At 42.8% G+C, this 21,620-nt stretch carries 18 protein-coding genes and 1 CRISPR repeat array; of the genes, 5 read left to right on the forward strand and 13 right to left on the reverse strand.

The genetic code is table 11. From position 1 onward, the window contains the following. Window positions 1–599: 599 nt before the first annotated feature. The 5 genes from H164_RS0110220 (at window position 600) to H164_RS14540 (ending at window position 7,610) form a co-directional block, all read left to right on the forward strand. Entirely contained in the window at window positions 600–1,559 is a 960-nt protein-coding gene (locus H164_RS0110220; RefSeq protein WP_019968525.1) for a transporter, read from the forward strand. Between the two features lie 89 nt (window positions 1,560–1,648). Next, window positions 1,649–2,494 carry a DUF3737 family protein gene (locus tag H164_RS0110225; protein ID WP_019968526.1) on the forward strand — a complete coding sequence of 282 codons (846 nt, stop codon included), beginning with the start codon at window positions 1,649–1,651 and terminating at the stop codon, window positions 2,492–2,494. 6 nt (window positions 2,495–2,500) lie between these two features. Beyond that, window positions 2,501–3,670 (forward strand): MalY/PatB family protein, encoded by a 1,170-nt coding sequence (locus H164_RS0110230; RefSeq protein ID WP_019968527.1) that lies wholly within the window; start codon window positions 2,501–2,503, stop codon window positions 3,668–3,670. A gap of 76 nt (window positions 3,671–3,746) precedes the next feature. Then, window positions 3,747–6,626: a M16 family metallopeptidase gene (locus tag H164_RS0110235; protein ID WP_019968528.1), complete on the forward strand. Its 2,880-nt coding sequence runs from the start codon at window positions 3,747–3,749 to the stop codon at window positions 6,624–6,626. Window positions 6,627–7,031: 405 nt separating this feature from the next. Beyond that, window positions 7,032–7,610: a transporter gene (locus tag H164_RS14540; protein ID WP_248616199.1), complete on the forward strand. Its 579-nt coding sequence runs from the start codon at window positions 7,032–7,034 to the stop codon at window positions 7,608–7,610. A 225-nt stretch (window positions 7,611–7,835) separates the two neighbouring features. Beyond that, a CRISPR array of direct repeats spans window positions 7,836–9,756; the repeat unit is 30 nt; unit sequence ATTTCAATTCCACTAAGGTACAATTAGAAC. Window positions 9,757–9,966: 210 nt separating this feature from the next. Here the strand turns inward: H164_RS14540 and cas2 are convergent. The 13 genes from cas2 to porM all read right to left on the reverse strand — a co-directional run bounded on the left by cas2 (window position 9,967) and on the right by porM (window position 21,619). Then, window positions 9,967–10,230 carry a CRISPR-associated endonuclease Cas2 gene (gene cas2 / locus H164_RS0110245; protein WP_019968529.1) on the reverse strand — a complete coding sequence of 88 codons (264 nt, stop codon included), beginning with the start codon at window positions 10,228–10,230 and terminating at the stop codon, window positions 9,967–9,969. Between the two features lie 4 nt (window positions 10,231–10,234). After that, a complete protein-coding gene (cas1b, locus tag H164_RS0110250) occupies window positions 10,235–11,251 on the reverse strand; it encodes a type I-B CRISPR-associated endonuclease Cas1b (RefSeq protein ID WP_019968530.1) in 1,017 nt (338 codons plus the stop codon). Beyond that, window positions 11,248–11,766: a CRISPR-associated protein Cas4 gene (gene cas4, locus H164_RS0110255; RefSeq protein WP_019968531.1), complete on the reverse strand. Its 519-nt coding sequence runs from the start codon at window positions 11,764–11,766 to the stop codon at window positions 11,248–11,250. Before cas4 ends, cas1b begins: the two co-directional genes overlap by 4 nt. Continuing rightward, a complete protein-coding gene (locus H164_RS0110260) occupies window positions 11,763–14,051 on the reverse strand; it encodes a CRISPR-associated helicase/endonuclease Cas3 (RefSeq protein WP_019968532.1) in 2,289 nt (762 codons plus the stop codon). The genes cas4 and H164_RS0110260 overlap by 4 nt, the downstream gene beginning before the upstream one ends. Next, on the reverse strand, window positions 14,048–15,019 hold the full coding sequence (gene cas7p, locus H164_RS0110265) for a type I-PGING CRISPR-associated protein Cas7/Csp1 (RefSeq protein ID WP_019968533.1): 972 nt from the start codon (window positions 15,017–15,019) through the stop codon (window positions 14,048–14,050). The genes H164_RS0110260 and cas7p overlap by 4 nt, the downstream gene beginning before the upstream one ends. A 15-nt stretch (window positions 15,020–15,034) precedes the next feature. Beyond that, the gene (locus H164_RS14900; RefSeq protein ID WP_019968534.1) at window positions 15,035–15,376 is read right to left on the reverse strand and encodes a hypothetical protein; all 342 of its coding nucleotides are present in this window, start codon (window positions 15,374–15,376) and stop codon (window positions 15,035–15,037) included. Beyond that, window positions 15,370–15,711: a hypothetical protein gene (locus H164_RS14905; RefSeq protein WP_154652147.1), complete on the reverse strand. Its 342-nt coding sequence runs from the start codon at window positions 15,709–15,711 to the stop codon at window positions 15,370–15,372. The genes H164_RS14900 and H164_RS14905 overlap by 7 nt, the downstream gene beginning before the upstream one ends. A 47-nt stretch (window positions 15,712–15,758) precedes the next feature. Then, on the reverse strand, window positions 15,759–16,550 hold the full coding sequence (locus H164_RS14910; RefSeq protein ID WP_154652148.1) for a hypothetical protein: 792 nt from the start codon (window positions 16,548–16,550) through the stop codon (window positions 15,759–15,761). Between the two features lie 2 nt (window positions 16,551–16,552). After that, complete coding sequence (gene cas5p / locus H164_RS0110275; protein WP_238315205.1) at window positions 16,553–17,287, reverse strand: type I-PGING CRISPR-associated protein Cas5p; 735 nt, start codon at window positions 17,285–17,287, stop codon at window positions 16,553–16,555. A 6-nt stretch (window positions 17,288–17,293) separates the two neighbouring features. Next, entirely contained in the window at window positions 17,294–18,070 is a 777-nt protein-coding gene (gene cas6, locus H164_RS0110280; protein ID WP_019968538.1) for a CRISPR-associated endoribonuclease Cas6, read from the reverse strand. Window positions 18,071–18,329: 259 nt separating this feature from the next. Then, the gene (locus tag H164_RS0110285; protein WP_019968539.1) at window positions 18,330–18,971 is read right to left on the reverse strand and encodes a porin family protein; all 642 of its coding nucleotides are present in this window, start codon (window positions 18,969–18,971) and stop codon (window positions 18,330–18,332) included. A gap of 36 nt (window positions 18,972–19,007) precedes the next feature. Then, entirely contained in the window at window positions 19,008–20,051 is a 1,044-nt protein-coding gene (porN, locus tag H164_RS0110290; RefSeq protein WP_036872890.1) for a type IX secretion system ring subunit PorN/GldN, read from the reverse strand. 11 nt (window positions 20,052–20,062) lie between these two features. After that, the gene (gene porM, locus H164_RS0110295) at window positions 20,063–21,619 is read right to left on the reverse strand and encodes a type IX secretion system motor protein PorM/GldM (protein WP_019968541.1); all 1,557 of its coding nucleotides are present in this window, start codon (window positions 21,617–21,619) and stop codon (window positions 20,063–20,065) included. Window position 21,620 lies beyond the last annotated feature (1 nt).

A 21,620-nucleotide genomic window follows, 5' to 3' on the forward strand; every position in this document is an offset into this window, starting at 1 on the left:
AAATAAACACGTATTTAGTCTTCTATTCTGCTTGAGCGGACACACGGACCGTACGTCCTTACACACCTATATTGGGCGTATTGATGCATAAAATGATTGATGGGAAAAGCTGCACGAATGCATGTAGGGACGAACGGCTCGTGCGTCCGCCCAAATAAACATGTATTTAGTCTTCTATCCTGCTTGAGCGGACGCACGGACCGTGCTTCCTTACATACCTATATTGGCCGTATTGATGCGTAAAATGATTGATGGGAAAAGCTGTGCGAATGCATGTAGGGACGCACGGCTCGTGCGTCCAACCAAATAAACACGTGTTTAGCCTTCTATCCTGCTTGAGCGGACGCACGGACCGTGCGTCCCTACATACCTATATTGGGCATATTGTGCGGCAAAAAGGGTGATAATGGGAAGCGATGTCGTTCATTTGGAAAATCTTCTGCATGGAATGAGGCAAGAAAGCGGGGAAGGTCGGCACGTATTCCGGGGGAAGTTCGTAACTTTGCACATGACTTACAAGTGATGAGTTCGTTGAACTTTTCATCGGTTAAATAGGAAGTTCGTAACTTTGCACGTGGTTTACAGAGGGAATATCGACTATGCGTATCGCTAAATTCATCAAAGATTGGACGCTGTTGTGCGCCATCGGCTTCGGAAGCATCGTCTATTGGGTGTTCACACACGTTGACGTGCTCGTGCCTTTCGGCGACTTTGCGGGGCCGAAACTCGTGGCCTTGCTGCCCGTAAACCTCTTTGTGATGCTCTATGTCACGTTCTGCAAGATACGAATGGACGACCTTACGCCGCGCAAATGGCATTTTATTCTTCAGGGAATCCGCACGTTTTTGGCGGCAGCGAGCGTCATTGCGGCCAACCTTTGCACCACTTCTACGGGCAAACTCCTATGGGAAAGCGTCTTTATCTGCGCCATTTGTCCGACGGCTGCAGCTGCCCCCGTGATCGTAGAGAAGCTCGGTGGTAGCATTGCCTCGCTGACGGTGTATCTCTTGATAGCCAATTGCTTCACGTCGGTCATTATTCCTTTGTTCTTTCCATTGATGGAAAAGAGTGCCGACATCACCTTTGTCATGGCGGCATGGCTGGTGCTCAAGCGCGTGTTGACGGTGCTGGTGGTTCCCTTGGGCTTGGCTTTGCTGACGCGAAAATGCCTGCCCGACTTCATCGCATGGCTGAAAACGAAGCGCAACATCGCTTTTTACATCTGGAGTTTCAACCTCTCTATCATCATGGGACTTGCCATGCAGCACATCGTACGCGCCCCCGTTTCAGGCTGGGTGCTCGTAGCTTTGTGCGTCATTCCCTTGTTATTGGCCGTCGTTCAGTTCTCCGTTGGCAAGCTGGTCGGCCATTATTACGGCGATAGCATCGGGGCCGGACAGGCCTTGGGACAGAAGAATACGGTGGTGGGTATATGGCTCACGCTCTCATTCCTCAATCCCTATGCTGCCATTGCGCCCTGCGTCTATGTGATTTGGCAGAACCTTATCAATGCCATTCAGCTGTATTACAAAGAGAAGCACGGCTATCTGAAATGGTAATCCGAACTATAAATTGGTATGATTTTTGCCCTTTGGTACGACGAAAAGCCCAAAGGCGAACAGAAAATAAAACAAAATAGGTATTAAAAATGAAAGTTATCAGCAATCAATCTTTTGGAGGCGAGCGTCCGCTCTTCGGCATCAAGGACACCCGCTTGGAGCATATCACGATCACCGATGGTGAGTCGGGCATCAAATGTTGCGCGAACTTAGTGTGCGACGACTCGAAGTTCTATGGCAAATATCCGTGGTGGCACGTTGATAAAAGCCTCATCACGAATTGCTATTTCGCCCCCGAAAGCCGTTCTGCCATTTGGTATAGCAGTGATATGACCATGAAAGACTCGGTCATCGACGGGCCGAAGTTCTTCCGAGAGATGAAGAATCTGACGCTTGAAAATGTGAAAATCAACGATGCTGACGAGACTTTCTGGAGAGTTGACGGCCTGAAACTGAAGCATGTCAGCCTGCATGACGGCACTTATCCGTTTATGTTCTCGCGCAATATCTATGTGGACGGCCTCACGAGCGACGCAAAATACGTGTTCCAATACTGCAAGAACGTGGAGGTTCACCATGCAAAAATCACCACAAAAGACAGCTTTTGGGAGTGTGAAAACGTCACCGTGTACGACTCGGTGCTTGACGGCGAGTACTTGGCTTGGCATTCCAAGAACGTAAAATTAGTGCGTTGCCACATCGGCGGCGAGCAACCGCTGTGCTATCTCGACGGTATCACGCTCGAAGACTGCACGTTTGACGCCGCCTGCGACCGTGCTTTCGAAGACAGTCGCAACATCGATGCCACCATCAAAGGGCGCATCACCGAGATAAAGAACCCCATCAGCGGGCGCATTGTGGCCGACGAAATCGGCAGAATCACCTACGATGCGTTTGCCAAAGGAAAGGATTGTGTGATTGAAACCACTAAATAAACAACTATGAAGCAGTTTGATTTCGACGAGATTGTGGTGCGCCGCGGCACCAATTCCTATAAGTGGGACCTGCCGAAAGGCGAAGACATCATTCCGATGTGGGTGGCCGACATGGACTTCAAGACCGCCCCTTGCATCATCGATGCGCTGAAACGGCGCGTAGAACACGGCATTTTCGGCTACACGTTCGTGCCCGACAGTTACTATGATGCCATCATCAACTGGTTCAAAAGGCGACACCAGTGGCACATCGAACGCGAGGATATTCTCTACACCTCGGGCGTTGTGCCCGCAATAGCCTGCACATTGAAGGCCACAACCATGCCGGGCGAGAAGGTACTTGTGCAGACTCCGGTCTATAACTGCTTCTTTTCGGCCATTAAGAACAGTGGCTGCGAAGTGTCAGAGAACCCACTTCGACGCGAAGGAGACAGCTATGTGATAGACTTCGACGACTTTGAACGCCGTTGTAGTGAAGAGAAAACCACGGTGTTCCTGCTTTGCAACCCCCACAATCCGGCAGGCCGTGTGTGGCGAAAAGACGAACTCCGACGCATGAACGACATCTGCTTGAAACACCATGTGAAGGTGATTGCCGACGAAATCCATTGCGAACTCGTCATGCCGGGGCATACGTTCCAACCCTTTGCGGCCGCTGATGAGGCCTGTCGCGACAACTGTGTGGTGCTCAACTCGCCCTCCAAGGCTTTCAACATTGCTGGTCTGCAGATTGCAAACATCGTGTGTCACGATGCAGAATGGCGGCGACGCATCAACCGGGCCATCAATATCAACGAAGTATGTGACGTTAATCCGTTCGGCGTTATCGCCCTGCAAGCGGCCTATAACGACGGTGGTGAGTGGCTTGATGCACTCAATCAATATATCCACGAGAACTATCTTGCCCTCAAAGACTTCTTCCGTGAGCGGCTTCCCCGGCTCGAAGTGTGTCGCCTCGAAGGCACTTATCTCGCATGGATCAACCTCTCTCGCATCCCGATTACGGCCGACGAAGCCGCCCGAAGGCTGCTCGGAAATGCCAAGGTGATGCTCAACAGCGGCACGATGTACGGCAGAGAAGCAGGCAATTCCTATCTCCGCATCAACCTTGCCTGCCCACGTTCCACGTTGATGGAAGGCTTGAAGCGCATCGAAAGCGAGTTGGTTGGCATGTAACACCCGACGGACTACCCCGCAAGTGAGAAATTTTAGCGTCTATACGCTTTCATATCATCTTTTTATTCATGGTATAATGGTAAAGAAAACAAAGCACATTGCACTCCTGTTCTTCCTGTTCGGTCTCCTTCAAGCATCGGCACAACAGGTCAGTATTCATCGGCTTTCGAACGGAATGACCGTTTGGTTGAACCCCGACACGACCGAATCTAAGTTCATCGGCTACGTAGTTGTGAAGGCAGGAGCACGAGATTGCCCCAATACAGGCATTGCTCACTACTTTGAACACATCATGTTCAAAGGTACGCAACTGATCGGGACAACCGACTACGCCAAAGAAAAACCTTTGCTCGACGACATCAGCCGGCAATACAACCGTTTGGCACAGACCACCGACCCGAAACAGCGCACGGCCATACAGCTCGAAATCAACAAACTTAACCAACAAGCGGCCCAATATGCCATTCCCAACGAGTTTTCGAAGCTGCTCACGCGCTACGGCGGCACGGGCATCAACGCCTATACCGACCTTGATGAAACCGTGTATCACAGTGAGTGTGCTCCACAATACATTGAGCAATGGTGCCAACTCAACAGCGAACGCTTCATAAACCCTGTGTTCCGGCTCTTCCAAGGCGAGCTTGAAACGGTCTATGAAGAGAAGAATCGGGCCGAAGACAACTTTGGTATGCAACTCATGGCACGCCTGCAAAGCATGGTGTTCAAGGGTAGTGACTACGAATTTCCGGTCATCGGAAGCACTGAAAACCTCAAGAATCCGCGCTTATCCGATATGGATGCCTTCTATCAAAAGTATTATGTGGCGGGCAATATGGGGTTGATCCTCTGTGGAAACTTCAGGGAGAAGGACATCATTCCCCTGTTGGAAAGGACATTCGGACGCATCAGAAGCGGGGAAAACCCGATGAGAAAGCCCTTCTATTTGGCTGACTTCAACCCCGAAAAGACCCTGAAAATCAAGATTCCTTTTCCTTTGATCAAGGCCTCGGCATTGGTGTTTCGCGGTCCAACCCCACGCGATCACGACTACACCGCCATGCAGATTGCCATGCGATTGCTGTCGAACAGTAACAATAGCGGGCTCATCGACTCGCTCTCCGTACATCATCATGTGATGTACGGCATGGCTGCAGGTGCCGATATGTTCATGACCCGCGAGATCGGTCTCTTAGGTTTAGCGGCCGTGCCCAACCTTCCTTTCGGTTCAAAACGCAAGGCCGAGCGACTCCTTTGGCAGCAAATTGACAAGCTGAAACATGGAGATTTCTCCACAGAAAGCTTCGAAGCAGCCAAGACAGAATATCAAAAAGAGACGGAACAACAGCTTGAAAACATTGGTAATCGCATCGTATTGATGGCCGGTTGCTATGCAGCCGGCATAGATTGGAACGAATACTTGGCGCATATCTCCATGATTCCGCAACTCAAAAAGGCTGACATTGTGGCAGCCTGCCAGCGTTATTTCAACAATCATTACCTGCTTATTCACAAGAAATTCGGCAAATACAAGAAGGATAAAATAGCGAAACCGCCCTACAAACCCGTAAAGACTGATAACGAAAGTAAGCAATCTGCCTATGCTGAACAGCTGGCATTGACTGCCACACCCACGCTTTCTCCGCAGTTCATTGCCTTTGGAAAGGACGTCGAAACGCGCCATCTTGCCCCGCAAGCCGACCTATATGCCACGCCAAATCCACGTAATGATATCTTCCAACTCAAGCTCTCTTGGTACCAAATCCACGTGCAAAAGCCCGTCCATATGATGTCGGATCTCTTTGATTATTTAGGCACTTCGTCACTCAAAAAACAAGCTTTTGCGGCCCGATTGCAGGCACTTGGTACCACGCTCAAGGGTGACTACACGCTCAACCGCATGACAATTGAACTCACAGGCTTCGACAAGAACCTCGCAGCCTCGATAGACTTGCTCACCGATTTGCTGAAGAATCCTAAGACCGACCGGCCGTCTATCACGACAATGAAGAAGGACGCACGCCTCGGCGACAAGTTTTTTGATAAGGACATGGAGTCGGTTCGCAGCGCCGTTTTGGAAAAAATCGCCCTCGGAACGAACTCCACTTACCTGCAAGACATGCCGACAAGCGAGCTGAAAAGACTCGAAGTGCAGGATATTGAGGACCTTTTTAAATCGGCACAAAACGGAAAATTGACCGTCACCTACAGTGGAAGACTTGCCATAGACAGCGTGGCCGAGATGCTGAAACCCATTGTTTCGCCCATCGAAAGACAAGATTACACGGGCTATGACTTCAATGTAGAGCAGCCCGAACACACGATTTATCTTTATGACAAGCCCGATGCACGTCAAGCTATCGTTGGAACATACACCGTTCTACCGCCGCTTGACACCGAAGAAAAGCAAGCACGCTTCACGATATGGCAACGTTATTTCAGCAACGGCGGCCTCAACAGCGTGCTATTCCGCGAACTTCGCGACCTTCGGTCACTGGTTTACACCTGCAGCGGCATCGCTTATACGCAGTCGTTTAAGGCAAGGAAAAACCGCAATATCGGCTACTTCACCGTGGCAGGCACGCAAACCGACAAGGCGCTCACCACGCTTTCGCTTATCGATAGCCTGCAAAACGACATGCCTATCGACCGTCGGAACCTACAAAACGCACGGCAATCGGCACTCAACAGCATCAACAATTCGCGCCCCACATTCCGAGATCAGCCCAGCTATATGGCTGAAGCTGTCCTCAAAGGTTATGCGGAAGACCCCAGCAAAGCTCGCACTTCGGCCATCAAGCAAACCACCGATGAGGCCGTCATCAGCTATTATCGCGACGTTGTTCAACCCGCCCCGCGTTCCTATTTCATCATCGGCAACCTGAAAGCTATCGATCGCAAGGCCCTCGAACGCTATGGTCGTGTTGTAGAATTAAAGAAGGAAGACATCTACAGATAGTCAACCGGTTTGTAATATCAGCCATATTTGCACGCAATATCAGCCTTATTGCGCGGTAAAATGGCTGATATTGGCACGTAAAGTGACTGATATCGCGCGCTAATATGACTGATATTGACGACATTCCGAATGAAGGGAAAGACGTATTGTCAATCGTCAACAACAGATAAAACAGCAGATTCAGTATATAAACTTTGCCGCTTTATACCTGTTTCTATCCTATTTTAACTATATTTGTAGCCGGGTATCCACTATCCCTCAGGTCAATTGTCAACACATAAATTGGATTTTGACAAATAAACCGCTGAGAAATACGACAATGAGTCATTGCTGTAAGCGGTTTCATGGCCTTTAACAATATTTGGAACTGACGCTGTTTTGTAGCTATTATGTCGACAAAAAGAAATGAAGTGTAAAATTATTGTTTGTTTGTTATCCCTACTCTCCTTTGTTGTTACAGCAAATGCACAAGTCGAGATTGCCTTTTCGCCCGATTGTCCGGGGGCAACTACGGGGCCAGACATCATGCCACAATGGAGCATTGATTGGGAGACAGGTTCCTCATATGAGTGGAACCGAAGGAATGGAGCGCATGAACATACGTGGACTATCAACACTTCGCTCTTTCGTTTAGGACTTACCACCAATGTAGAACTGCGTTTCCAATTAGATGAGAGTGCCACGTTGGCATCTCAGAAGCTCTATGGTGGCATATCCAATGCATCTGTCGGGACAAAGATAAAAGTGTTTGAAGGGTCGAAAGGCCTGCCGAAAACAGCCTTCCTTGGGACAATTCTCCTTCCCGGAAGCAGTCAATCTCATTATCTCCCCAAGCATATCGGCGTTCAATCCCACCTGTTGTTTGAAAATAATATAACGGAATTTTTCAGTATAGGCTATGATATTGGGGTGGAATGGAGTAGTGAGACGCATCGTCCGGATATATTTTTCGGTGCCGGGTCTGAACTTCCAGCCTACGGATAGGTGGTGCTTTTTCATAGAAAGTTATAATCGCTTCAATTCTGAAAAGCAGGAGGACTGGGCCAGACCCGGTCATAGAAGCCACTTCAACTGTATGGGTGAAACGGGCGTTTCTTATATCGTCACACCGCGATTGCAGCTAAACATGTATAACGACATCTGCTTTAACGAGCCTTTTAAATATGTAAATCTCGGTGTAGGAATGGCCTGGTTTCTCCACTAAAGAAATTTTTAGTTCCACTAAGGTACAATTAGAACCTTCTCCAAGTTCCCGGTGCGGTTCTGATAGGTGGTTTCAATTCCACTAAGGTACAATTAGAACTTTCTTAATAGCTGCGCAAATGATGTACTCTTTACTGTGTTTCAATTCCACTAAGGTACAATTAGAACTTATCTATCATATCTATAAATCAGCATCAATAGAGTTTCAATTCCACTAAGGTACAATTAGAACCCTTGACAATTATATGAGAACTGACACCACTTTTGTTTCAATTCCACTAAGGTACAATTAGAACGATGGTTTCAATCCTGCAGAGGACGGGTCCATCAGTCGTTTCAATTCCACTAAGGTACAATTAGAACTAAGGTCGCTGGATTTGTCTACTACATTCTGACACGTTTCAATTCCACTAAGGTACAATTAGAACCTCTGAAGAGCAAAAAGACATATGCGCAGAGGCTATGTTTCAATTCCACTAAGGTACAATTAGAACATAACACAGGAACGAAAGACTACTGTTAAGCATTTACCGTTTCAATTCCACTAAGGTACAATTAGAACGCACACACACTTACACACAAAAATATAACATCTGTTTCAATTCCACTAAGGTACAATTAGAACGAAGACAGATTTTTACGAAGACGCTTCAAAAACTTCGTTTCAATTCCACTAAGGTACAATTAGAACGATATTTTTCTTCTAATTATCGAGGCAATTCATTTGTTTCAATTCCACTAAGGTACAATTAGAACTAAGTACTTGTATTCTTATTGGGATAGTTTTATTTCATTTCAATTCCACTAAGGTACAATTAGAACCTTTGCTCAATTGGGACGCTTTGAGTAAACAATAATTTCAATTCCACTAAGGTACAATTAGAACTCTTTCTGCTGCTCAAATTCGTAATTTGTTCGCGTATTTCAATTCCACTAAGGTACAATTAGAACTTTACTTTAGTATATTCCTCCTTACTAATAAATTCATTTCAATTCCACTAAGGTACAATTAGAACGTAATAAAAGCCTAAGCTATGTATATTAATACTCCAGATTTCAATTCCACTAAGGTACAATTAGAACGAACGTTTTGAACCGACCCGCACACTTAATATCTACAAATTTCAATTCCACTAAGGTACAATTAGAACAATCAATTTTCGCATTTTCAAATTTCTCATTAGCTAATTTCAATTCCACTAAGGTACAATTAGAACGCTCATCCTCTGTCATAGCCTCCCGCTTCTCCTTATTTCAATTCCACTAAGGTACAATTAGAACAGTAGCTAATTCTGAAAAGTTATATCTGTCCTTAGTATATTTCAATTCCACTAAGGTACAATTAGAACATAGTTTTGAAAAATTGAATCCTGTTTTAACTAAATTTCAATTCCACTAAGGTACAATTAGAACTTAAGATATCACAATATGACGATGCCGATACTTTATTTCAATTCCACTAAGGTACAATTAGAACTCTTTACCAGTAATATATTCACCAAATATTAAATCATTTCAATTCCACTAAGGTACAATTAGAACTCACGTACCTTTATGCAGTTATTCGGATTATTTATTTCAATTCCACTAAGGTACAATTAGAACCCGGTTATCGTAATAAGAATATCAATTTGCGTGTATTTCAATTCCACTAAGGTACAATTAGAACGCTTCTAAAGGCCCAGCTATCGGGTATAAGTCGTTATTTCAATTCCACTAAGGTACAATTAGAACCCGACGGCGCGGGAACTGCTTTCGACTTGCTCAAATTTCAATTCCACTAAGGTACAATTAGAACTTATTTGCAGGCAGATACGGTTGCTACAACAGTTATTTCAATTCCACTAAGGTACAATTAGAACCTTGACTTTGCGTGGTACGCTACACATTATCAGATATTTCAATTCCACTAAGGTACAATTAGAACCCATCATTCTAGAAAATGAGAAGGTCGATATATAAACCGTTTACTACGATACAAAGGTACTAAAAAAAGAGCAAAAAATGTCGATACCTAAAAATACATTTTCCGTTGGGCTTCGACATATCTTTTGCTGTAATATGTTTCAAGAAGTCAAAGAGCGACTCTATTATATTAGAAGACACTATAAATAATCTTATTACCACATCGACAACTTTACAGAAAGTTCTCTGTTGACATCCGCTCCTTGCCAAGAATATCCTTACTCATATGATAACCCATTTTATTGGAGAATATTATCACACTATCCTCTTTTTTATCAATTAAGTTTCCTATCTTATATTGCAACTCTCGTAGTTTAACTTCTGACAGTTCGCCTTCAAACACAGAATTCTGTATCCAACAAAGATATTGCCGACACAATTTCAGCATTTTACTAACACGCTTCTCTGCCACATCATAAATCAGGATAACACACATACAATTACCAATACATCTTAAAAGGTTCATATTCTTCTATCCCGAGTATATCTTTCAAGAGCTTATAACACTCAAGTTTTATCAGATGGCGATAACTCACATTACGCCCCAAGGAACGATGACGGAATGTTTCATTATAACGTTCCTCCATGGCTGCAACAAAAATCTTTTTCCCTTTATCATTTAGAAGGCAACGATTCAATTTCCTATCAAAATGACTCTTTTGAAGCGCACGTTTATTGAGTACTTTGAATATGACCCGATCAACTATAATCGGTTTGAAGATTTCAGATATGTCCAAACATAAAGAATAACGGCGTTCTCCCGGCTTATGCAGAAAACTAATCGTAGGGTTCAGTTGTGTTTGATGAATTGCGCGCAGCGTTTCTGTATAGCACATCATATTACCAAAAGAAACTAAAGCATTAACTTCATTCTCTGGAGGTTGCTTCGTGCGACTGCCAAACTTAAAATCATCAAGTACGATATCAAAAGTAGAATAATAAATTCTACGAATATTCCCTTCTATTCCCATCACTTCTTCAACAGTTTTCGCTTCAGAAAGAGTTTGTGCAAATTCTTTCATTTCGGCAATCTGCCCTTCAAGTTCTTTTCCTCTCCTATTATAATAGTTCAAATTCATCACCATATTCCATGCCGCACCTTGAATGAACTTTCTTGCCAGCTCTACCCGTTTTTTCGAACTTTGATATGTTTTTGCCTGTGCTAACAAAGCCTTTCCCGAAAGCAGTCCTGCACGAGGCATGAAACTCCCTGTATAATTCTCATAATAATCGAAGAAATGAACAGGCACATCGCGTTGCCCCAGAAAATTATATAGAGAACTATTCGCTTTCAAACTACCAAAAGCATATAATTCAGCAACATCCTCTATCGGAATAAAACGAGATGGTTGCTTCGTTTCATTTCCTTGTTCATCTATGCTAATAGGCGTAAACTTCAATGTATTGTCTTTACGCTCCATCAATCCCGGATTAAACAAATAGAAACTCCTTTTCATAAATCTTCCTCCATCTCATTTGAATAACAGAACTCAAAATAGCTACAATTCTTACATAGACCTTTCTTCACTATAGGAGGGCATAAATCCTGTTCTATAATATTACAGATATCTTGCTGAATTAAAGCAATATTTTCGCGATCCACATCTGTCAATACGACTTCCGATGTCTTTCTAAGCTCAGGATATTCCAATATTCCTTTCACCCCATTAATACCATGCTGTTCGAAAACATACATATAGTATTTCAGCTGCCATTCATGCGCCTTAGCAACCTTATTAGATTTTTTAATCTCATGAATAACTTTATTCCGAGCATCATAGTAATCTACTTTTATGCCATCTATCGCAACTTCTTCATACTTCACCGAGCGCTGCGGATAACTATCTTCATGTACCAGTTTGCCTTCATACACCAAGTCCGAATTATGTTCCATGTTTATGCTATTAGCAAACAGCCACAACTTTCGCCTACAAAACTGATAATAATTAAAATGAGTTCCGGTAACAATCATAGAAAAATATCTCCTTCCTCCTCTATTAAATTTACTCCTACATCTTCTAAATAAAAACCCTCCCTTAATATATCTATACTTTCAACATGCAAATCACCTACCTTAATTGTTTTAATATCTATACGATGAAGTCTTCTTCCTTTCTCTACGAGATATAGAGGGAGTTCTATAGCATATTCTAATTTATATTTATAAAACGAAGAATAATTTCTAAAACTTAGACATGAGGGCCCCTTTATAAAAACAGGAAACTGCGCTCCTATATCACGACTTTTCCAAAAGATCGTATCAATATCTGCTTTATCCGTTTTCTCTTTAGGATTTATCAACCAATTATAAATAAAATAAGAACGAAGATTCTTAGCATTATTACAAGCTTTTATACTAAAGAACTGCTTATCATTATAAATGCTATTTAATATATTAATCAATACATTTATGCTGTACTCTCCTATATTTAATAAAGAAATCGTTTTATCTAATGCAGAGCAACTCTTCCATCTTTTCTCTTTACTATCATAGTTCCCATAAGGGGCAGGATAGAGATACCCCCTCTTCTGAGGACAAATAACATATAGTTGGCCTTTTTTTCTCACATCAAATCGACATAATCTACCAACGCGCTGAATAAGTCTATCAATAGGACATACTTCTGATACCATGATATCTGCACTGATATTAATACTCATTTCTCCTATTTGAGTTAAGATTGCAATTCCTTCTGCTTTTCCATGCTCCCAAGCATCTTTACCTAATGCACAAAGAAGCTCGTCCTCTTTTTTCAATTTATCAAGCTCTGTAAATCTACTATGATAAATTAATATGGGTAATTTATTCTCACTAACCTCAATCTTCTTTATAATATACCTATATAGCTTTACCGCACTATCGACAGTATTCATATAAAAAATAGCATTACCTCTTTCTATTGCCTTTCCAATAACCTTGTCTAAATCAGACAAGACACCATAATTAAATATCTTCTCTATAGAAAAACGAGTCCGATTATAATCAGACTTTTCTTCCAAAATCTCTGTCACATGATACCCTGTCTTTTCATAAGATTTTATTGCAGATTCAGGTAGGGAGGCACTCATTATTAGAACTGGAACATGCCAATAATTTAAGATTTTAAGTAAGAAGTGTATATTTGCTTGTGTAAAATCATCATAGAAGTCAGCTTCATCAATAACCAAGCACGAATTTGCCATATTAAAATTACTGAGATGGTGATCTTCTCTCGTTAAAGTTAATGACATTAAAAGATGATCTATTGTGCATACTGTTATCGAAGTTTCCAATAATCGTGCCATATCTAATTCCTTTAATGCATAAGAGAGACTACTTGTCCCATTCTCCACCTTATTATTATATTTAGCAAACCACGCACTTGAATGGTATAGCCCTGTTGAGGACAATGTTTTCGAAACGTTAACAGCTAATGCATTAGATGTAAATCTTGTCGGCATTGCTATTATCAGCCTATCGGCTCTATTATTTTCAATTTGCTTAAGAGCCCATAATAAAGAAGCATCCGTTTTACCAGCTCCTGTTGGAGCACGAACTAAAAGAAGATTTTCTTTCCAATGTTCCTCTACCAACTTTTGTATTCCCCTTTTCTCTGAAAAAGGGAATACATAGTTAAAAGCTGTGATTTTAGGTAGAGTCTCTCCATCTTCTTTTGCACTTGCACGATGGTCTGCCCATTGTAACACCCCCCTTACACCGTCATACTCATAGGCACGAGCCGCAATATACCCCAAATCCTCACTTTCAATAACTTCATTAGCAATACACTCTATCTTATTCCATATATCCTTATGCCCTTCTTGTATCCAGCGTTCTTTGAAAGACATCCCTAATTTTGAATGATGTGAAGCTATTGCGACACTAACTGACATTGGAATATGTTGCATTGTCTTTCTCACAGAAATCAGTTCATGTCTAACACCACATTTTCTAATATATCTTCCCCCTTCATAAAATAAAAAATCAACAATCTCTCTGGCAGTAGCCTCTGAATGTTTTCTCCTCCATTGACAATAATCTACATAATCAGCTTGGCATGCTGTTTGCCATTTTATATCCTTCTTTCCAATATCATGGTATAAAGCTGAAATTTCTAAACGTTTTCGAAAATCTTTCCCTACTATCTTTTGGTATTTTTCACAAGTAGCAGGAAAACTGTCACAAATCATCATAGCTTCCTGGATCACATCGGATATATGTTGTTCCAATGTGATACCAGAAGGCTTTGCTAATATATTCTTCTTCAGAATATTCATTCTTCGAATAATGTAGATTGCCCGTCTATTTTCTCTTTCTTCTTGGACTTCTCTTTCAAATATACCTCTTCAAAAGACCTTACAATAGAATCATCCGAATTAAAAGTAAACAATTCGTTATTATCAAGAAAAGTAAGCGCTGACTCATATGCTATTCTGACACTATTCTCTGTTTTATCATCTCCAAGAAAATATCTTGCTCCACGGGTTTCTAACTCTTCAATAATATTCTTACGCTCAATAGCATCTGCCTCATAAAAACGACAAGCTTTACGACTCAATATAGTATCAAATACAATAAGAACTTGCTGAGGTTCACCACATACAGCATTTCTAGCTTGATTAGAATAATCGTTCATAAACTGAGTTGCTTGTAGAAATAATTTTGCCCTACGTTTCCTTTCTACCTCTGAAGCATGTTTAGAATAGGTATCTGCAACATTAAATCCATTTTCGTAAACAAAGCCCTTATGAATACTCAAAGATGCTACATCTAAGAAAAAATTCATCTTCATTAAATCATATTGGCTAAATTCTCTCGTAGCCAATGCCTGCTCTTTTGATTCACTATTAGTATCAATTTTTAATCTAACCAATAAATCCCTTCCAACCTCACTTTCAGACATTGCAATTGCCGGCGTAACAGAAAGAGGAGCCGTCCTACGGCCTGAATAATCTCCTTTAGATGGATGCATAAATCCACCCATATCTGCTCTTAAATCGCTTTCTATCTTATTGGTAACTCCGTCTCCATTAGACACAAAAGTTTTACCTTTATTAGGATCAGCTTCATTAAGACGAGCCATAGCTGTAAATAATACATGGCGTTGCATTTGCCCCGAAATATAAACACATCCATCGGGCCTTCTCTTTATAGAAGAAGCATTCCCCAATAACTTTTCACCATTGTTTGCCATATGGTTCTCAAATGGAGCCAAAGATGACACTAAAATTCCTTTTATAACCATAACAATTATATTAATTTAAATATTTGAATAATCATTTTCTATAGACTCATTATTCTGCTCTGTATCTTCTACAATTCGCTGTATATCTTGCTCTTTCTCTTTCCGCAACCTTGAAAAAGAAATCAATAAGTTTTTAGCCTTACTCAACTCAAGTTCTCCACTTATTGCCTGTTCCATAAATAAAGAGGCTTCAGAAGGTGCATCAGAACCAGACAAGCGCCCCGCTCGCGTTATTACTTGAGCAACCAATGCATCTCCGCTTTTAGCTGCAAAAGCAGAACTTTCCAGCTCTACAAGGAATTTAGCTTTTGTCTTTCGCAACTCTTCATCACTAGATTTCCCTTCTTCTCTCAACATTTTTTTGCAGCTCTATACGCTACACCATTCAACCAGGAACCTAATTCCTTCGCTGAAACTACAACTTTAGCATCTATCTTTTCCATATTTTCAAAATATGTCATTAATAATAACTTTAAATCCGCTGGATACTCTGCTCTAAAAGAGAGAAAATCCTTGAAGGCTGGTCTATTAAATAACTGAAGAAATCTTCCTGCAAATAAATCGAACACTTCATAGTCTTTCGTTTTTTCTACGTCTTCATTAGGATTATACTTCTCTCTATCAACATACTTATACAGATTACACCAATAAATACTATCTACAATCTTTCGTAGACTTCCTTTACTTGCCAACTGTATTATATAATGATTATAGGTGAATACAGAAGCATTACCATAGCTCACAGTATAGATATCAGTATTCTCCAAGCATTTAATAACTCGCTTTGCCAACAAAGAGGTATCACTATTTTTACCATCTCCCCTATAGTTCCTAAAAGAGCTACGCTACATAAAGCAGGACTCCGAGGAGCATTAGGAAAATTTCCCCTAAAGATTTTAGGACGCTTAGGGATATAAATATCTTTTCTTTTCTCCCTTTTAGAAGTCTTAACAACAACTCCTTCCATTAAGTCTGATTCAGAATTCACCAAAGAAATCCTTTTGAAAAGCTTGATAAAATCTATCAGATTTTCTACTTCCAAATCAGGAATGATGCACACATTCTCTTTCCCAGATTGCAAGCATGGTTTCAAAGTAGTTACAGTTGTTATTGCAGCAAGACATTCTTCATAAATCGTTGAAGTTGGTTTTCCCCGTCCTACTATTCCTTTATTAGAAAAAGTACAGTACTCTCCTACTATAGGCATAGCAGATTGTGAAACTTTACAAGATTTTTGTAAGTCTTCATCTATATCCTTTCTAAGAAATTTATATATATTTGAGGCTTTCATCTCTGTTGAGATGATATTTGGAGACAAGTAGACAAAGTGTTTTGCATCATTCTTTTCACTCACGAAAGAGTACTTTACCTTTTCCTTACCGACAAAATCTTTAATCGGTTTCAAGCTAAAAGTATCCAAACCTTTTGCCAATTCTTGCTTGATATGATTATGCGTAATATCCTCTATGCTTTCAAGGTTATTCTCTTCAATAAGAAGTGCTTGTGCATATTTAATGTATGGATGTTTCATATTCATTCTAATGTTATATTTACCCAACCTTCACTTGTGCCAAGATATCCAATATTATTACAACTCAGATGGTCATGCAATAATCCAAGCAAACGATTATCAATCAATAACGAAAATTCAAAGGAACCCTCCATGACTATGAATTCACGAGAAGTGGGAGTTGTATAGAAAAAAGGAATTCCACCCATATGCTTTTTTATCCAGGCTTCCTTTTTACTATTTGCTCCCAACTTATCCAACTCCTTATTCTTAATTTTATACAGCAAATCTTCATACAAATTATTTTTCTCCGTTATAATATTAATATCTAAATTCCGACTGCCATCCAAATGAACAAAAGCATTTTCCCGTCTATAATTTCTACTCCACAGATCCTTATAAATACAATAGCGCTGCAACTTGATTCTTGGTTTTTCAACTATTGAAAAATAATCCATAAGAAGAGGAAGATATGTTGAACCTGACACGTAATTAACTGTTTCAAGTCCTTGCGTTTCTCGGATCGATTTATAAGCTTTGAAAATAGATATCCTCAAAGGGAGATCTATATGCCAACCTAACATATTTTCAAATAAGCCACAAATCATTTTTTGATTAGGAAACCTCATACTCTTATAATATGATCCAGGCATCTCACTCACCATTGATAAAGGTGCCAATGGTTGAATTCCCAAAGTTACTTTCTCTGTTAACTTAGGAAGTTCACTTAAAACAGATAAATCTAAATTTGCTTGCATACACATTTACATCATTTCTATAAATCCAAAACCTTGAGAACACAATTCGCCCAAACCTCCCTCATAGGCTATCTTCATCAATTCTATCGGAGCCTTCAAGCGGAAATCATAGCGATAGCCACGAACGCGAGTTTGCTCAGGAGTGTCAGCCTTAATTGTAATAAGAACAGACTTCGGCTTATGAGTCAGCAACTCAAATCCAAACGAAGAGATATCTCCCATAAAAGGGCAGCCATAAAACGATTCATAACGTGCAAGGAGTCCCTTCAACAAGCCCTCCTTATAATGATTGTCTAAAGGAGAGAGATATTGTACCCGATCATCCTTCTTCTCCCGAATACAGATAGAAGAGTTTACACGGAAAGTCATTGCCTCTTCTAAAGGAACAGAAGATAAAGCCTCAATGCTGACCACATCCAAGGCTACCCGATAATCCTTATTCCCAATCACGACATGCTGATTGGCAAACAAACCACGGACAAACTCAGCCGTGCTTTTCTCCGGAAGGAAGCTGACAAACCACTCCACTTTATCGCCGATGATGTTGATACAACCCACCTTGGGCATGATCCGGTATTTTTCAAACTGGAAACGCGAATAACAGAACAACTTGAAATGCTTTCCATTATCAAGCTGAAAGCCATTATCATGCAACCACGCCGAATAAGCTTTATCAGCATTCGACAATATCTTATATATGACTGCAGACTGTTCATACTGATAGTTTATTGGTAAACAATCGCCCAGACTGCGGTCTATATGAAATGTAATCTTGAATCTCATAACCAACCTTACTATTTTATTTCAGTGATATTTGTTTTCATGGATAATATACTCAATTTGTTTTTACCATGTAAATATAGTGTTTATTTTTTTAGGGTACAAGAAAATAGACTTTTTTTATCAAAAAAAATAACAATCCAAATAAAACAAGGGGCGACAAGGCAACAAATACGCTCATAAGGTATTCAACCAAAGGAAAGTATCTGTTGTCCTGTCGCCCCTGACAAAGACGTCCTGTCAACTATTTTTCAGCCGTTCATCAAAAATAATAAGCCAAACCAACCTGCCAAGCATTGGCACGTCCTTCATAGCTGTTGCCTTGCAAGGCATTCCAAACGGTGCCGGCAGCTTCACCGAACTTCAACTCTCCGGTCTTTCCGCAGGCAATATTATAGTTAGCACTCACTTGAAGATGGTGGAACAGCATTACACCGAAACCGAGGTTCACGCTGAAGTTGGACGACTTCAACCGCCATTCGCCAACATTCTCATAGCGGCCATCTGCCATGACACCTATCGGCTGGTCCTTATCGCCGATATTGAAACCGAACTGCGGACCTGCAAAGAAGAAGATACTGGCGGCATCGCCCAAACCGAAGCTATAACGAGTGTTTACGGGAACTATCATCTGACGCTGTTTCAGGTCGTCTTCCGTGCCCTTAATCTTAGCTTGCCGCTGATCGTAAAGGGCTGCAACGTCAAAGCCTAAGCCGATGGCCGGGAAAGTAAACTTCACTGTGGGGCCGGCAAAGAAACCACACTGGTTGCTTCGGTCATGTGTGAAATCTTTGAGCGAGAGGTTGGTAACATTGAGGCCGCCCTTCAAACCAAACTTCAACTGCGCCTGTGACGCTGTTGCGAATATCATGGCGATAGCCAATAAGACCAATGATTTTTTCATACGCTTTTATGATTAATGGTTAAACGTTGTCACGCTTCAATGACGCTGCCGACGCACGGTGACACGGGCCGGACCTGCTGCCGGCGCACTGTTTCCTGAGGTCGAACGACGACTGCGACGCAGACTTGTTGCTGCGCGTTGACCCTTGGCACGCACGGTCTTAAGTTGCTTGCGGTCAAGTCTTGAGATGCTGTCGAGCGAGTCCTTGCGTGCTTGGTCGCCCCAAATGTTCTTCTCAAACGAGGCTATCTCGCTTTCGATGCGACGCTGTTCCTTGTTCAGCGCACTGTCGGTATTGCAATATTGTGCCAGCGTCTTGCCCTGCATATTGGTCGTTTTGTAGATTTTCCCTTTATACAGGTTCATCGTAAAATAGTCGTCAAGACTCATCACGGCCGCATTATTCACATTACTGGTCATCACGGTTTGCTTGGCAAGTGCCGAAACAATGTCATCATACCTCACCCAGAATAGCGGATACTTCGTTGCGCCATTGCCGAACTCGTCTTCGCGCTCCATAATCGGGCACAAGGCAAGCACCTTGGTGTGGAATGTCGCCGTGGATTGGTCGAAATACGAACTTTCCTTCAGGTAATAGCCCTTCACTTCTGCCGAAGGTATGTCGCTGTTGTTGATATGCACACCACGATCGGTGCGCTCATAGAAGATATGATGGTCGTCGAGGAAGGTCAACGGCTTCAGTTTCGCATCGTCGGTGAACCGCTCGTTACCGTCAAGTTGATATTGATAGACGTTGATACCGCCACGGTTCGGTCCGGCCATCATCAGTTTGAATATCAAGGTAAACAGATTCATTCGCCCGTCTGCAGGCTCCACAGGATAGTAGAGCCCGGCATTGGCATCGTCGTTGAGGTTGAGTTCGCGGTAGACATCACGACGCCACACCACGTCTTCGCCCATTTTTTCCTGCGTGGGGAACATGAGCTGTGCCCGCATCGTCAGGTTATTGGCATTGTTCTTCTTCACCTTGGCAGCCGCCTCAGCCTGTCGAAGCGGTGATTGTGCCATGCCGTTCAGCACAAAACCTGCCATCAGTAGCATTACATATCGTTTTTTCATCTTCATTTCCATTATCTTACGATTACTTCCAAGGCACCTGTCAACGTACGGGTTATGCCATCGGGACCCACGGCCTTGACATGACTGATATAAAACCGTCGGTTACGCGCCAAACCACGGAACGTTTCGCGCTGACGGTCAGAGAAATCCGCTCCGGCCGATGCGACAGGGACTGCATTTCCCATGTTGTCAAAGAATACGGTCTCGAAACTCAGCACGCGGAACGGGATATCAAGCAGTCCGTCATCAATGGCTGCATGAATACCCGTCGCACCCATCAATGCCGATTTGCTCATACCACCACCCTTGAAGCGCGTGGTTCCAAGGGCGATATAGGCTGTGGGGTCGGGCAACTTGCGCACATGAAACACGAACGGGGGTAACGTACGCACCTGTCCCTTGTCGCGTGCCGTGACACGAATGGTCACATCGCGTCCCACGGCAGCCGGAATGGCAACAAAATGCCCGTCACCTTTGGCCGTCATCGCACCTCCGTTCATCGACACGGAGACTGCATTCGCCGGCACACCCGGCACACTGACGCTCATTGGATTGGGGTAACCGGCATACAAAACGTTCATCATATCGGCGGCAACCGTGGCACTCGTCGGCGCAGGAATCACGCTATACTTCTGCAAGAAATCGCGACGAACGACCTCTCCCCTGCGGTTCTGCATCATGATATAGCCACCGAAAGCATGCTCGCCCACGCCGGGAGCCATGAAAGAATACCGTCCTTCGCGTGCCACGACCCGCTGACCGTTGACAAAAATCTGTGGTCTGAGCGTCGTGTCTACGGCAGCCATGACGATGTTTGCATTGAAACGTTCGCCCGGATACAGTACCGTTTTCTCAGGAATCACGTAGGCATTGAGCTTATTCACACGGATATCCTTCACGTCGATGTTGGAAACCAGCGTGTGAAGTACCTCACCTTCGGCATAACGCACATCGCTTTGGAGCTTTGAAAGCAATGTAACAGCGGCCGCTACCGGCATGTTCTCGAACATATATTCCTGCCAGTTTTTACCTTGAAGACGTGCTTTCCGCGGAACGGCAGTGGAGAGATTGTCGGCAATGATACGTTTCTGATGGGGGTCGTCCACCAGTTTCAAGATGCGTTCACGATAGCTATTGATGCGCAAAAAAAGCTGTTTCCCTTTTCCGGTCAGCGGTGCAAGCATCACTTCGCCGGCTGCATCAAGGTTGTCTTTGTGTGCAATGTCTTCAACGTTTCCCTGCGCTCCATCGGCTTTCTTGACGATAGCCACCTTCAATTGCCGTGCAAATTCAAAGAGCGAGTCGCTCATCTGCTTCACGGCCGTGGCCTTTTCGAACCATGCTTTCACCTTTTCAGGGTTCTGCCTCAGCTGAGTTTCGAAATCACGATAGAGCGATCTGTTCTCCTCGGAAGCATTGGCCGTGGTGCGGTTCAGGCTGTCTTCTACGATTGAAAAGCCGTCCAACACCTCCGTAGAGATGTTGAGTGCAAGCATGGCCAACAAGACGATGTACATCAAGTTGATCATCTTCTGACGAGGAGACACCGGTCTTTTCTTGATAGCCATG

Origin of the sequence: Segatella maculosa DSM 19339 = JCM 15638, from assembly GCF_000382385.1 — a bacterium.
Taxonomy (GTDB): domain Bacteria; phylum Bacteroidota; class Bacteroidia; order Bacteroidales; family Bacteroidaceae; genus Prevotella; species Prevotella maculosa.